We start from the raw sequence: 13,829 nt of genomic DNA on the forward strand, positions 1-13,829 counted from the left end.
CCGGGCTCGCGCCCCGCCTCCCGTCTCACAAGGATAATCGAATTCATGGCTCTGCAATGCGGCATCGTCGGCCTGCCCAACGTGGGCAAGTCGACGCTTTTCAATGCGCTGACCAAGGCGGGCATCGCCGCCGAAAACTATCCCTTCTGCACCATCGAGCCCAACGTGGGCGTGGTCGAGGTGCCCGACGAGCGGCTGTCGGCCTTGGCGGCCATCGTCAAGCCCGAGCGCGTCGTGCCGGCCGTGGTCGAATTCGTCGACATCGCCGGCCTGGTGGCCGGCGCCTCCAAGGGCGAGGGCCTGGGCAACCAGTTCCTGGCCAACATCCGCGAGACCGACGCCATCGTGCACGTAGTGCGCTGCTTCGAGGACGAGAACGTCGTCCACGTGGCCGGCCGCATCGATCCGGTCTCGGACATCGAGGTGATCAACACCGAGCTCGCCCTGGCCGACTTGGCCACCGCCGACAAGATCCTGCAAAAGAACCGCAAGCTCGCCAATTCCGGAGACAAAGAGGCCATCCGCCTGGTGGCCCTACTGGAGCGTATCGTCGCCGCCCTGGACGCGGGCCAGTCCGTGCGCAGCCTGGGGCTGGACGACGAGGAACTGGCCGTGATCAAAGGCTTTTGCTTCATCACCGCCAAGCGCGCGATGTACGTCGCCAACGTCAAGGAGGACGGCTTCGAGGGCAATCCCCACCTGCAGGCGGTCCAGGACTACGCCGCCGCCGAGGGCGCGCCGGTGGTGGCCGTGTGCGCCGCCATCGAGGCCGAGATCGCCGACATGGACGACGAGGACAAGGCCGTGTTCCTCGCCGACATGGGCATGGACGAGCCCGGCCTGAACCGCGTGATCCGCGCCGGCTACAGCCTGCTGGGCCTGCAGACCTACTTCACCGCCGGCGTCAAGGAGGTCCGCGCCTGGACCGTGCGCATCGGCGCCACCGCGCCCCAGGCCGCCGGCGTCATCCACACCGACTTCGAGCGCGGCTTCATCCGCGCCCAGACCATCGCCTACGAGGACTTCATCGCCTGCAAGGGCGAGCAGGGCGCCAAGGAAGCCGGCAAGATGCGGGCGGAGGGCAAGGAGTACGTGGTGAAGGACGGGGACGTGATGAATTTTTTGTTCAACGTGTGATCAACGTCTGACGATTTTTGCTGGATCTCGGTGGCGCTCAGTAGCGCTTGGTGGACAGGCTAGCCCATTTGAAATCAATTGGTTGCATAAACAATACGGTCTGCTGAGCGTTCCTATTGTTCATCGAGGTCTGAAAAATTCGGGGGTAGCGTTGGGGGTACTCGTGTTCAACCGTGGGGGTACATCTCCCCGCAGTGGAGTCCAACGATGCCCGAGAATCTACTCACCGACCTCAAGGTCAGGTCGGCCAAATCGACTGATCGAGACTGGAAACTTTCAGACGGCGGGGGCTTGTTCCTGCTGGTCAAGCCCACCGATGGCAAGCTCTGGCGGTGGAAGTACCGCCTGCAAGGCAAGGAGAACCTCTTTGCCATTGGCGGCTTTCCCCAAGTAAGCCTTGCAGAGGCGCGCGCGGCCCGGGAGAAGGCCCGCGCCCTGGTCAAGCAAGGCATCCATCCTGCGCATGATCGGCAGCAGGTCAAGCAGCGCAACCTCGAAGCGCTGGAGGAACGTAAGCGCGCCCGAGAAAGCTCGTTTGCTAAGGTGGCGCAGGCGTACCTGGCCGAGGTCAAGCCTGTCTTTGCGCTCAGTTCCTACCGCACGAAAGAATCCCGTATCAGGAAGTACTTGTCGCCCAAGTTCGATGGGATGCCGATGAGCGACATTGGCGTGAAGCAGATTCGCCCGCTGCTGGAGGAATGCAAAGCTCATGGCGCGTGGGCAGCCCTTCACGTCAAAGGCGATCTTTCGGCCATCTTCGAATTCGCGGTGGTGCGGGGCCTGGTCGAGGCCAATCCGATCCCCAGCCTGCGTGGGCTGCTGCGCGTGCCGTTCAGCGAGAGCAAGGCGGCGATGACGCGAGAGCAAATTCAGAGGTTCTATCAGGAGTTGCGCAGCTACCGGGGCTATCCGGAAACCTCGCTGTGCCTGAGGCTGATTGCGCTGACAGCCTGCCGTCCAGGGGAAGCGGCGGATGCCGAGTGGGACGAGTTCGACTTTGAGGATGCACTGTGGCGTCGGCCTGCGGCGAAGATGAAGGCTCGGCGTGACCATGTCAGTCCGTTGTCCACGCAGGTCATAGCGGTGCTGAAAGACTTGCAGCACATCACGGGTGGCGGGCGCTATCTGTTTCCGCACCGGAGCGGCAAGGGCTTCACTACGCCCAACCGCCTGACCTATGCGATGCGCGACATGAACCTGGGCCGGGGTACGACGCCGCATTGCTGGCGGACGACCTTTTCAACTTGGGCCAATGAGAACGGATACCGGCCTGATGCGATTGAGCGGCAGCTTGCCCACGTGGAAAGCAACAAGGTGCGGGCGACGTACAACAAGGCGCTGCTGCTGGATCAGAGAAGGACGCTGTTGCAGGACTGGGCGGACTATCTGAGTGCTGCGGAGGGCAGCAGCACGGCATAGGGACAACTTCGCCGAGTGTTGCTGAACGAATGGACAGGTGCGGCCTTTTCCTTTTCTGGGTAGGGCCGTTGCCCCTTGGGTGCCATTCCCTTGCCCTTTGCCTTTGCCGAAGGATCAACGCAGGGAATGGGGTAGTCACTTTGGGGTATTGAGGTAATTTTTATTGGATTACCCCATTGTGTGTCGCCGCATCAAGGTTTCCCTGGTTGTTCGGTAATGCTTATCAGTGGATGATATCATTGTAAGTCAACGTGTCTTTGGACTTATGCGCATGAAACGCTGCATTGTCGGTGTTCGGCAACTGGATCACCCACCCCAGCAGGGCGGTGAGGTTCCCAGCATCTGGTTCCCATCCTTGGCGTCGCTGGCGGCCGTGCTATCGGATGACAACCGCCGTCTGCTGCATCTGATCCATAACAAGCAGCCTAAGTCTTTGACGGAGCTGGCTGAACTCAGTGGCCGCAAGGTGCCAAACCTGTCTCGCACTCTGAAGACGATGGCCGATTACGGACTGGTTTCACTGCAGCGCAATGTTCGCGATGTTCAGCCGACTGCGTTAGCAACCGAATTTCTGGTTGTGTTGGATTGAGTGTCATGGACGAAGAGGATGACGTCGCTACACAGCTACAAGGTCGCGCGTCGAGCACCGAACGACAGGCAGGAACAATGGGGAAAGGCAGCATGGAAGGAACTACATCCTATGAATAAGCAGACGCTCAGCGAACGCGACATCTGCACCAAGTTCATCACGCCAGCGTTAGAAAAGGCCGGATGGGACGTCCTGACCCAGGTGCGAGAAGAGTTCCTGTTGACCAAGGGGCGCATCATCGTGCGCGGCAAACTGCACACACGTGGTCAGTACAAGCGCGCCGACTATGTGCTGTTCCACAAGCCCAACCTGCCCATTGCCGTCATCGAAGCCAAGGACAACAAGCATGCCATCGGTTCGGGCATGCAACAGGCCCTCGGCTATGCAGAAATGCTGCAAGTGCCTTTCGTATTCAGCAGCAATGGAGATGGCTTCCTGTTCCACAACAAGATCGCCAAGGACGGTGTTATCGAGCGCGAACTGAGCCTGGATGAGTTCCCCAGTGCCGATTCGCTGTGGCAATGGTGGGCAGAGCATCAAGGGCTGAGCACACAGCAACAGGTCTTGGTAGCCCAGGACTACTACAGCGATGGCAGCAACAAGACGCCCCGTTACTACCAGTTGCTCGCCATCAACAAGACCATCGAGGCGATTGCCAAAGAACAGAAGCGCATTCTGCTGGTGATGGCCACGGGCACAGGCAAGACCTATACCGCCTTCCAGATCATCTGGCGGTTGTGGAAGTCGCGTGCTAAGAAACGCATTCTGTTCCTGGCGGACCGCAACATCCTGGTCGATCAGACCATGACCAACGACTTCAAGCCGTTCGGCGCAGCGATGACCAAGATCCAGAAGCGTCAGGCCAACAAGTCCTATGAAATCTACCTGTCGCTTTACCAAGCCGTCACCGGTAACGAAGAAGAACGGAACATCTATAAGCAGTTCAGCCCGGAATTCTTCGATCTGATCGTGATCGACGAATGCCACCGAGGCAGCGCAGCCGAAGATTCAGCCTGGCGCGAGATCCTGACGTATTTCCATTCCGCCACACAGATCGGCCTGACCGCTACGCCCAAGGAAACCAAGGACGTATCCAACATCGACTACTTCGGCGAGCCCATTTACACCTACTCGCTACGCCAGGGCATCGACGATGGCTTTCTCGCGCCCTACAAGGTGGTGCGCATCGACCTAGACAAGGACTTGACCGGCTGGCGCCCCGACAAGGGCATGCTCGACAAGCACGGCAACGAGATCGAAGACCGTATCTACAACCAGCGTGATTTTGACAAGACGCTGGTGCTGGAACAGCGCACGCACGTGGTGGCGCGCAAGATCAGCGAATACCTGAAAGCCAGCAACCGCTTCGACAAGACCATCGTCTTCTGCGACAACATCGACCATGCCGAACGCATGCGCCAGGCGCTGGTCAACGAAAACGCCGACCTGGTGGCGCAGAACCATCGCTATGTCGTACGCATCACCGGCGACAATGAGGAAGGCAAGATGGAGTTGGATAACTTCATCTTCCCGGAAAGCAAATACCCCGTTATCGCGACCACTTCCAAGCTGATGACCACGGGCGTCGATGCCCAGACCTGCAAGCTCATCGTGCTGGATCAGCGCATCCAGTCCATGACCGAATTCAAGCAGATCATCGGTCGCGGAACGCGTATCAACGAGGACTTCGACAAGTACTGGTTCACCATCCTCGATTTCAAGAAGGCGACCGAGCTGTTCGCCGATCCGGCTTTCGATGGCGATCCCGTGCAGATCTATGAGCCAGGCCCAGGCGAGCCGCCGCTTCCTCCAGATGAAGAAGATGGGGAGGTGTCGCCTGACGATGAATTCACCTATCCCAAGCCGGACGACTACCCCACGTCCCCCGGTGGTGTAGCCGAACCGCTGCCAGGCGAGGAAGACAGCAGCGTGCGCCGTTACGTTGTCGCCAATGTCGAGGTCAAGGTGGTGGCCGAACGGGTGCAGTACTTCGACGCCAACGGCAAACTTATCACCGAGTCCCTGAAGGACTACACCCGCAACACCCTGGCCAAGGAGTTCGCGTCGCTCGACGATTTCCTGCGCCATTGGAGCAAGGCCGAGAAGAAGCAGGCCGTCATCGACGAGTTGGCTCATCAAGGCATCTTCTTCGAGGCTTTGGCCGACGAGGTGGACAAGCAATCCGGCAAGGATTTCGACCCCTTCGATCTGCTATGCCACGTGGCCTGGGATCAACCCCCGCTCACGCGCAAGGAGCGGGCCGAGCAGGTCAAGAAGCGCCATTACTTCGCCAAGTACGGCGATCAAGCGCAGAAGGTGCTCGAAGCCCTGCTCGACAAATATGCCGACGAAGGCGTGGCTGCCATCGAGGAAACGCAAATCCTCGCCATCGCTCCCTTCGACCGTCTGGGCACACCGATCGAACTGGTGCGTGCCTTTGGCGGCAAGACCCAATACCAACAGGCCGTGGGCGAGCTCGAGCGTGAGCTCTACCGTGCCTGACCAGAACTAGACCCAGGAAGTATTCATGTCACTTGCAACTCTCATCAAAGCTATCCAGGACATCATGCGCAAGGATGTCGGCGTCGATGGCGACGCCCAGCGCATCAGCCAGATTTGCTGGCTGTTGTTCCTGAAGATTTTCGACGACAAAGAACAGGAGTGGGAACTGACCCAGTCCAGCTACCGTTCGCCGCTGCAAAGCCGCTTTCGCTGGAGCAACTGGGCCAAGGATCCGGAAGGCATGACCGGTGAAGAGTTGATCGACTTCGTCAACAACGACCTCTTTCCCTCCTTGAAACAGCTTGCCACCAAGGCGGGCGTGTCCGCACAAGGCCGGGTGATCGGCTCGGTGTTCGAGGATGCCTACAACTACATGAAGTCCGGCACGCTGCTGCGCCAGGTGATCAACACCATTGAAGAGGACGTGGATTTCAACTCGTCCAGCGACCGGCACCTGTTCAACGATATCTACGAGAAAATCCTCGCCGACCTGCAGTCGGCTGGCAACGCGGGCGAGTACTACACCCCGCGTGCGGTCACGCAGTTCATGGTCGATATCCTCGACCCGAAACTCGGCGAAAGCATCCTCGACCCAGCCTGCGGCACGGGTGGCTTCCTGACCTGCGCCATCGAGCACCTCAAGAAGCAGGTCAAGACGCCAGATGACAACCAGCTGCTGCAAGAAAATATCCACGGCGTCGAGAAGAAGCCCTTGCCGCACATGCTGGCCATGACCAACATGATGCTGCACGGCATCGACGTGCCCACCCGTATCCGCCACGACAACACGCTCTCTCGCCCCTTCAAGGACTATGGCCCACGCGACCGGGTGGACATCATCATCACCAACCCACCGTTCGGCGGCATGGAAGAGGATGGCATCGAGAAGAATTTCCTCGCCAAGCACCAGACCCGCGAGACCGCCGACCTGTTCATGGCGCTGATCATGCACCTGCTCAGGCACGATACCGGGCGCGCCGCCGTGGTGCTGCCGGATGGTTTCCTGTTCGGCGAGGGGGTGAAAACTACGCTCAAGCGGGAGTTGCTGGAAGAGTTCAACCTGCACACCATCGTACGCCTGCCCAAAGGCGTGTTCGCTCCCTATACCAGCATCGCCACCAACATTCTGTTCTTCGAGAAGGGCGGTCCCACCAAGGACGTATGGTTCTTCGAACACCCCTACCCGGAAGGCTATAAGAGCTATTCCCGTTCCAAGTCGTTGACCATTGAGGAATTCGACCGCGAGAAAACCTGGTGGGGCGGCCCACAACGCAAGGGACGCAAGACCACCGAGCATGCCTGGAAGGTCTCGGCCAAGGATCTTGCCGCTCGCAACTACAACCTGGACTGCAAGAACCCGCACGAGGTGGCTGTCGAAGTTGGTGACCCAGACGCGTTGATGGCCGAATACCAGGACATCACCCGCCAGTTGCAGGCCGCCCAACAGGCATTGAAAACGGAACTGCTGGCTGCGCTCAAGGTCACCAGTGGGAGCGCGGAATGAGCGACAAGCCCGTGTCTCTCGTTACGGCCCCCGAAGGCTACGCCAACTGGTTGGGCGAACTGAAAAACCGCATCCATGGTGCCCAGCAACGGGCCGCGCTGGCCGTCAACCGCGAACTGGTGCAGCTCTACTGGCAGATCGGCCGTGACATCCTGCAACGGCAGGCCGAGCAGGGCTGGGGGGCCAAGGTCATCGAGCGGCTGGCGCACGACCTCAGGACAGCCTTTCCCGAGATGAAGGGCTTTTCCCGCGCCAACCTGATGTACATGCGCTCCTTCGCCGACGCCTGGCCGGACGAGGCAATTGTCCAACAGGCTGTTGGACAATTGCCCTGGGGCCACAACCTGGTATTGCTAGCCAGGCTGAAGCAGCCAGAACAACGCCTGGCCTATGCCCAGCGTGCCGTGGAACACGGCTGGTCGCGCGCCACATTGGAAATTCATATCGAATCCCGCCTGCTGGAGCGGGAAGGTCAGGCGATCACCAACTTCGCCGACCGTCTCCCTGCGCCGGGAACCGATCTGGCTCGGCAAGCCCTCAAGGATCCCTACCTGTTCGACTTCCTGGATGTCGGCAAGGAAGCCAACGAGCGGGAAATCGAGTCAGCGCTGGTCAAGCACATCACCCAGTTCCTGCTGGAACTGGGTGCGGGCTTCGCCTTCGTCGGCCGCCAGATCCATCTGGAAGTGGGTGGTGACGACTTCTATATCGACCTGTTGTTCTACCACCTCAAGCTGCGCTGCTATGTGGTCATTGAACTGAAAGCCGAGAAGTTCAAACCAGAACACCTCGGCCAGTTGAGCTTCTACCTCACCGCCGTCGATATGCAGGTCAAGGCCGAACAGGACAACCCCACCATCGGTCTGTTGCTGTGCAAGAGCAAGAACACCGTGGTGGCCGAATACACATTGCGCGACAAGACCCAGCCCATCGGCGTGGCGGAATACCAATTGATCGAATCCCTGCCTGAAGAACTACAAACCAGCCTGCCCAGCATCGAACAGATCGAGCGCGAACTGGGAGGCGAGCATGAATAAGCACACTGCCGAATTACTGGAAAGGCACTTCGACACCGCTTTTGCCGCCCCCGATGGCATCAAGAAACTGCGCGAGCTGATCCTGACGCTGGCCATGCAGGGCAAGCTGGTGCCGCAAGATCCGAACGAGAAGCCTGCTAGCGAACTGCTGAAAGAGATCGAAGCCGAGAAACAGCGGCTGGTGAAGACGGGCACGATCAGGAAACCCAAGTCCTTGCCGCCGGTGACGGAGCAGGAGAAGCTGTATGCATTGCCGCAGGAATGGGAGTGGGTGAGGCTCGGGGCGATCGCCTCGTATATCCAGCGGGGAAAGGGGCCAAGCTACGTAGATTTTTCGACCCACAGAGTCATATCGCAAAAGTGCGTGCGCTGGTATGGCCTTGACATAGAACCGGCTCGATATATAGATCCTGAATCATTGGAGAAGTATGAGTCCCTACGTTTTTTGCAAGGGGGTGATTTACTTTGGAATTCCACTGGCACTGGAACGATAGGCCGGGCCTGCCTTGTTCCATATGATCTGAATAGCACAGAGCTTGTAGCAGACTCACACGTCACTATTGTTCGCGCTCTAAGTGTTAATAATAAATTCCTCTGGCGTTGGATTCAGAGCCCGGGGGTTCAAGCAGGCATCGAAACCTCTGCGTCGGGCACCACCAATCAGATTGAGCTCAATACATCTACTGTCATAAATCACTTAATTCCTCTGCCGCCTCTAGCAGAGCAAAAACGAATCGTCGCCAAAATCGACGAACTGATGGCGCGTTGCGATGAACTTGAAAAACTGCGTACTGCACAGCAGGGAGCGCGCCTGACTGTTCATGCCACAGCCATCAAGCAACTGCTGAACATCGCCAAACCCGACCAGCATCAGCGCGCTCAGACCTTCCTCGCCGAACACTTCGGCGAACTCTACACCGTCAAGGAAAACGTCGCCGAACTCCGCAAGGCCATCCTGCAACTGGCGATGATGGGCAAACTCGTCCCGCAAAACCCGGACGACCAGCCCGCCAGCGAACTGCTGAAAGAGATCGAAGCCGAGAAACAGCGGCTAGTAAAGGAAGGCAAGATCAAGAAGCCCAAGCCCTTGCCACCGATCAAACTAGAAGAAGTGCCGTATGCGTTGCCACAGGGGTGGGATTGGGTAAGATTAGGCAGTGTTGGTTCATTCGAACGTGGGAAATCTAAGCATCGACCTAGGAATGACAAACGTCTATTTGAAGGTGGAACCTATCCATTTGTCCAAACAGGTGATGTCTCACGTGCGAAGAAAACAAAAGACCAGATACTGACTTGCGGAAATTTTTACAACGATTTCGGACTACAGCAAAGTCGGTTGTGGGAAAAGAAAACGCTGTGCATAACGATTGCAGCAAATATTGCCGAGACCGGATTCTTGGGAATGGATGCGTGCATACCTGATAGCGTGGTTGCATTTCTATCTGTAGATCCTGTCCTGTCTAAGCTTGTGAAGGTATTTATTGATGTTGCCAAAGATGATCTGGAGCGCTTTGCGCCATCAACTGCACAGAAAAATATTAACCTTGCAATTATCAATGAACTGGTATTTCCACTTCCCCCATCTTCCGAGCTGCACCGCATCGTCGCCAAAGTCGATCAACTGATGGATTTATGCGATTCGTTGGATCAACAGGTCGACGCCGTAACTAGTAAGCAAGCCGAATTACTGAATGCTCTGATTAATGCACAATCGCAAAGCAACGCTGCGGAACAGCTACAGCCAGCATCGCTTTCAACAGCCCAAGTCATTGACCTAGCAACCTACCGAGCCAACATCGGCTGCTATGCATTCAGCAAACTCGCCAACGCCCAATACTTCGGTCGAACCGCTGCCGCCAAGGTAATGTACCTGGCGCAAGCGTACATAGGCTTGGAACTGGATCTGAAACCCGAGCGTGAAGCTGCCGGGCCACTGGATACTTGGATTTATGATTTCGAGCGGCAAGGTCAAGGCAAGCGCTGGTTCGAGGTCAATGAAAAGACCTTGGCCAACGGCAGGATAAAGACGGAGTACCGCTGCTTGTCGGCGTTGTCGGAGCCTGCGGCGAAAGCTGAAGGCTTGATGACGTCCGGCCAGAAGGCTGAGTTTGACCGTCTGATCTACGCCTTGGCAGACAAGAAGACCGAAGAGGTCGAAATCATCGCCACGCTTTTCGCCGTCTGGAACGATTTTCTGATCGACGGCGCTCAACCGACGGATACGCAGATCATCTCCGATGTTCGCGAAAACTGGCACGAACGCAAAGCACGCTTCACCCCAGCCGAGCTTGGCCGATGGCTTGATTGGCTGCGCAGAGAGAACATCATTCCTCAAGGACTGCCACCGAGAACCGTGCAGCAATCAAGATTGGGCTTTGATTAACGGTGAATTTTGCATGGCAGGGAGAGGCACGTTCGCAAGACTGGGAGGTGCCCGAAAAAGAAGACTCAAGCCGGTAATGAGATGACCAAATGACCAACCTGCAATATCTGGGCCTTGCCTATCGCAAAGCTAAAGTGGATCTCTACTATTCGTCTCATGCTTCGTTGGATGCAATTGCGAGTTATGAAGAAAATTTGCACTCCAACCTTTCTGTGCTGCAAGACAAGATCAATGGCGAGGATGAGGTTTGGGTGACATCACCGGAGTTCATTGGCACTTGGATGCTAGCCACCAAATCTGTGGAAATGGACTGCTGGGAGAAGCATAAGAAAGAAAATGGCAGTGGATTGATTTTCTCCTCACCTACTGATGAGTGGAAACATGCGCTGGACGCTTTGACGGAGAAGGAACTGCCAGAAAAGCCTAAAGCCGAATTCCGAATAATGGCCCGATGCAGCCTAGACTTTCATGTGCTCTCCACCTTATGGATGCTGGAAGTCGGGCAATTATTCGATGCAAGATTGAGCGAGTGCGCATATGGCAACCGTTTGCGCCGCACTCAAGATGGCAAAGGCATCAATAAGCTGTCGCTTGGTTCGTTCCAGCCTTATCTGAAGCCCTTTCGCGACTGGCGTGACAAGGGCATTGCCGCGATGCGTACCGCGCTGGATGCTGACAAAAAGATTGTGGCATTAACGGCGGATGTCAGTTCCTTCTATCACGAACTGAATCCTGGTTTCATGCTCAACCCGGATTTTGTCACCGATGTACTGAAACTTGAACTAACGGAATTCCAAGTCAAGCTCCATCGCTTGTTCATTCGTGCCCTGCAGGCATGGGCAGCGGAAACACCGCTGAAGAAGGGCCTACCCGTGGGGCTGCCAGCATCGGCCATTGTCGCCAACATGGCGTTGGTTGAGCTGGATCGCTGTATAGAGCAACAGGTTGCACCCATCTATTACGGGCGCTACGTCGATGACATCTTGCTGGTCATGGAAAACGGCGCGAACTTTGCTTCGACGGCGTTGCTGTGGGAATGGCTGTTCGAACGGTCGCAGAAGACGTTAGGCTGGGTGGATCAAGGCAAAAAGCAGATTGGTTATAAGCCGACGTACCTCAGCGAAGGTGAAGGGAAAAGCCAGGTGCATTTCGCCAATGGCAAGAACAAGGTATTCATCCTGGCAGGCGAGACGGGCAAGACTTTGGTGGACGCCATTGCTCATCAGATTCACGAACGCGCCAGCGAGTGGCGGGCCATGCCACGATTGCCTCGGGCTGCCACGCATGTCGGCACAGATCTGTTAGCCGCCACACAAAGCGACGGCGAGGCTGCCGACAACCTGCGCAAGGCGGATGCGCTGACCATGCGTCGGGCTGGTTTTGCCATCAAACTGCGCGACTTCGAAGCATATGAACGCGATCTGCTGCCCGAAGCCTGGACAGCACATCGTCGTGCGTTCTTCCGTGCCTTCATCCAGCACGTGCTCGTGTTACCGCAGTTTTTCGACCTGGCTGTCTATCTGCCCCGGGTCATTCGCCTCGCCACGGCCTGTGAAGACTTTGCGGATCTACGCCGGATCATCGAAGCGCTACAGAGACTCTGCCAGCAGGTACAGGACCAATGCGACATCGGTGTAAAAGCGTGGCCCGAAGGGGAGGATAGACCGAACGCTGCGGAGATGCTGGGGCGCTGGAAAGGGCAGCTCTTTACCGGCATCCGAGAAAGCATCGCAGCCGCATTCCCACCTCGCTTGTCCAAAGCGGGCAAGCTGGCGTGGCAAACCTATATGGCCGACTGTCATCCCGTCATCGACCTTGATGCCTTTCTGTCCTGGCCGTTATCCGTCAAAGGCTTTCAAACACAGCAGGCCCGCCTATTCTCGCTTGACCTTGCGCATCTGCCATTCCGCTTCATCGGTCTGCCGAAGGAAATGGTGGCACAGCGCGGTATCCCTGCCAAAAAGACCGTTGTAGGTTGCGACAAAGCTGCCGAGTTGTTGCCTAGCGCTGTACTCGAGGGCGCGCAGACACTTGCCCAGTGGATCGGCTTCAAGCGTTTGCCACAGGGGCTGCCGTTCGCGACTCGGCCCTTTAATCTGCCTGAGCTGTTTATCCTTAATCGCCATGCCTATTCAGAGGCGACACAGGACGACATGCAGGCGGTAGTGTTGTCGGTGCGTGGCTTTGAACTAGGAGAGAAAACGCCTCTCTTCGATAAAAACAACGTATTGCAAATACCAGATGGTGTAACCCCAAGGAAATACAGTATTGCCGTATCCAGTTGGCAAACAAGTCTGGATAGCTGGACAGCCAGTGTGATGCGCATGCCGGATCCCGATGCCGAACGCTATGTTCGCCTCTGTCGCCTGCTGGATGGCGTAATTGCCCAGCCCAGAGACAGCCGCTACCTGATCCTGCCAGAGCTGGCACTGCCCGCGCACTGGTTCATCCGTATCGCTCGCAAGCTGCAAGGTCGAGGAATTTCGCTGATTACCGGCATCGAATACCTGCACGCCAGCAAGTCGCGGGTCCGCAACCAGGTTTGGGCGGCGCTGTCCCACGACGGTCTGGGCTTTCCCTCGCTGATGATTTACCGTCAGGACAAGCAGCGGCCCGCCCTACATGAAGAGCAGGAGTTACAGCGCCTGGCTGGTTTGGAAATGAAGCCGGAAAAGGCGTGGAAAAAACCGCCCATCATTCAGCACGGCGACTTACGCTTCACCATGTTGATTTGCAGTGAACTAACCAACATTCGCTATCGCGCTGATCTGCGTGGCAAGGTGGATGTGCTGTTCGTGCCGGAATGGAATCCAGATACCGAAACCTTCAATGCATTGGTTGAATCCGCAGCATTGGATATCCACGCCTATATCATCCAATGCAACGATAGACAGTACGGCGACAGCCGTATCCGTGCCCCTTACAAGGACAGTTGGAAGCGTGATGTGCTGCGGGTCAAAGGTGGTGTCACGGACTACTGCGTGATTGGCGAAATCGATGTGCAAGCTCTGCGTCAATTCCAAAGCAGTCACCGTTCACCAGGAAAACCATTCAAGCCGGTGCCGGATGGATTCAACGATGCGATGGACTACCAACGCAAAGTGTTGCCTACGGGTGATAGTGTGTAACTCTGAACATCAGCTCGGTTATCTCGTTGAATTTCAGGTTCCCAGATAGATCGACGTCGTCGCTCCTGAAATATAGATAACACATTGATTCCATTGTAAATATAGTTATCCCTCACTCCAAAATCTCTCA

The 13,829-nt window shown here is 56.9% G+C and carries 8 protein-coding genes; all 8 read left to right on the top strand.

Annotated features, from left to right (window positions below):
* Positions 1-45 precede the first annotated feature (45 nt).
* The 8 genes from ychF to OOZ48_RS07565 all read left to right on the top strand — a co-directional run bounded on the left by ychF (position 46) and on the right by OOZ48_RS07565 (position 13,699).
* Positions 46-1,137 (top strand): redox-regulated ATPase YchF, encoded by a 1,092-nt coding sequence (ychF, locus tag OOZ48_RS07530; RefSeq protein ID WP_269497017.1) that lies wholly within the window; start codon positions 46-48, stop codon positions 1,135-1,137.
* A 207-nt stretch (positions 1,138-1,344) separates the two neighbouring features.
* Entirely contained in the window at positions 1,345-2,556 is a 1,212-nt protein-coding gene (locus tag OOZ48_RS07535; protein ID WP_269497020.1) for a tyrosine-type recombinase/integrase, read from the top strand.
* A gap of 271 nt (positions 2,557-2,827) precedes the next feature.
* Entirely contained in the window at positions 2,828-3,145 is a 318-nt protein-coding gene (locus OOZ48_RS07540) for an HVO_A0114 family putative DNA-binding protein (protein WP_269497021.1), read from the top strand.
* A 111-nt stretch (positions 3,146-3,256) separates the two neighbouring features.
* A complete protein-coding gene (gene hsdR / locus OOZ48_RS07545; protein ID WP_269497022.1) occupies positions 3,257-5,647 on the top strand; it encodes an EcoAI/FtnUII family type I restriction enzme subunit R in 2,391 nt (796 codons plus the stop codon).
* Positions 5,648-5,672: 25 nt separating this feature from the next.
* Complete coding sequence (locus OOZ48_RS07550; RefSeq protein WP_269497023.1) at positions 5,673-7,151, top strand: type I restriction-modification system subunit M; 1,479 nt, start codon at positions 5,673-5,675, stop codon at positions 7,149-7,151.
* Positions 7,148-8,188: a PDDEXK nuclease domain-containing protein gene (locus OOZ48_RS07555; protein ID WP_269497024.1), complete on the top strand. Its 1,041-nt coding sequence runs from the start codon at positions 7,148-7,150 to the stop codon at positions 8,186-8,188. The genes OOZ48_RS07550 and OOZ48_RS07555 overlap by 4 nt, the downstream gene beginning before the upstream one ends.
* Positions 8,181-10,571: a restriction endonuclease subunit S gene (locus tag OOZ48_RS07560; protein WP_269497025.1), complete on the top strand. Its 2,391-nt coding sequence runs from the start codon at positions 8,181-8,183 to the stop codon at positions 10,569-10,571. Before OOZ48_RS07555 ends, OOZ48_RS07560 begins: the two co-directional genes overlap by 8 nt.
* An 89-nt stretch (positions 10,572-10,660) precedes the next feature.
* A complete protein-coding gene (locus tag OOZ48_RS07565; protein ID WP_269497026.1) occupies positions 10,661-13,699 on the top strand; it encodes an RNA-directed DNA polymerase in 3,039 nt (1,012 codons plus the stop codon).
* The last annotated feature ends 130 nt before the right edge of the window (positions 13,700-13,829 follow it).

It is taken from the genome of Castellaniella sp. S9 (assembly GCF_027257175.1).
Classification (GTDB): Bacteria; Pseudomonadota; Gammaproteobacteria; order Burkholderiales; family Burkholderiaceae_B; genus Castellaniella.

Bases quoted from the DNA above. Each gene is read 5' to 3' on its own strand.
- ychF (WP_269497017.1), top strand. From the start codon at position 46: ATGGCTCTGCAATGCGGCATCGTCGGCCTGCCCAACGTGGGCAAGTCG.
- OOZ48_RS07535 (WP_269497020.1), top strand. From the start codon at position 1,345: ATGCCCGAGAATCTACTCACCGACCTCAAGGTCAGGTCGGCCAAATCG.
- OOZ48_RS07540 (WP_269497021.1), top strand. From the start codon at position 2,828: ATGAAACGCTGCATTGTCGGTGTTCGGCAACTGGATCACCCACCCCAG.
- hsdR (WP_269497022.1), top strand. From the start codon at position 3,257: ATGAATAAGCAGACGCTCAGCGAACGCGACATCTGCACCAAGTTCATC.
- OOZ48_RS07550 (WP_269497023.1), top strand. From the start codon at position 5,673: ATGTCACTTGCAACTCTCATCAAAGCTATCCAGGACATCATGCGCAAG.
- OOZ48_RS07555 (WP_269497024.1), top strand. From the start codon at position 7,148: ATGAGCGACAAGCCCGTGTCTCTCGTTACGGCCCCCGAAGGCTACGCC.
- OOZ48_RS07560 (WP_269497025.1), top strand. From the start codon at position 8,181: ATGAATAAGCACACTGCCGAATTACTGGAAAGGCACTTCGACACCGCT.
- OOZ48_RS07565 (WP_269497026.1), top strand. From the start codon at position 10,661: ATGACCAACCTGCAATATCTGGGCCTTGCCTATCGCAAAGCTAAAGTG.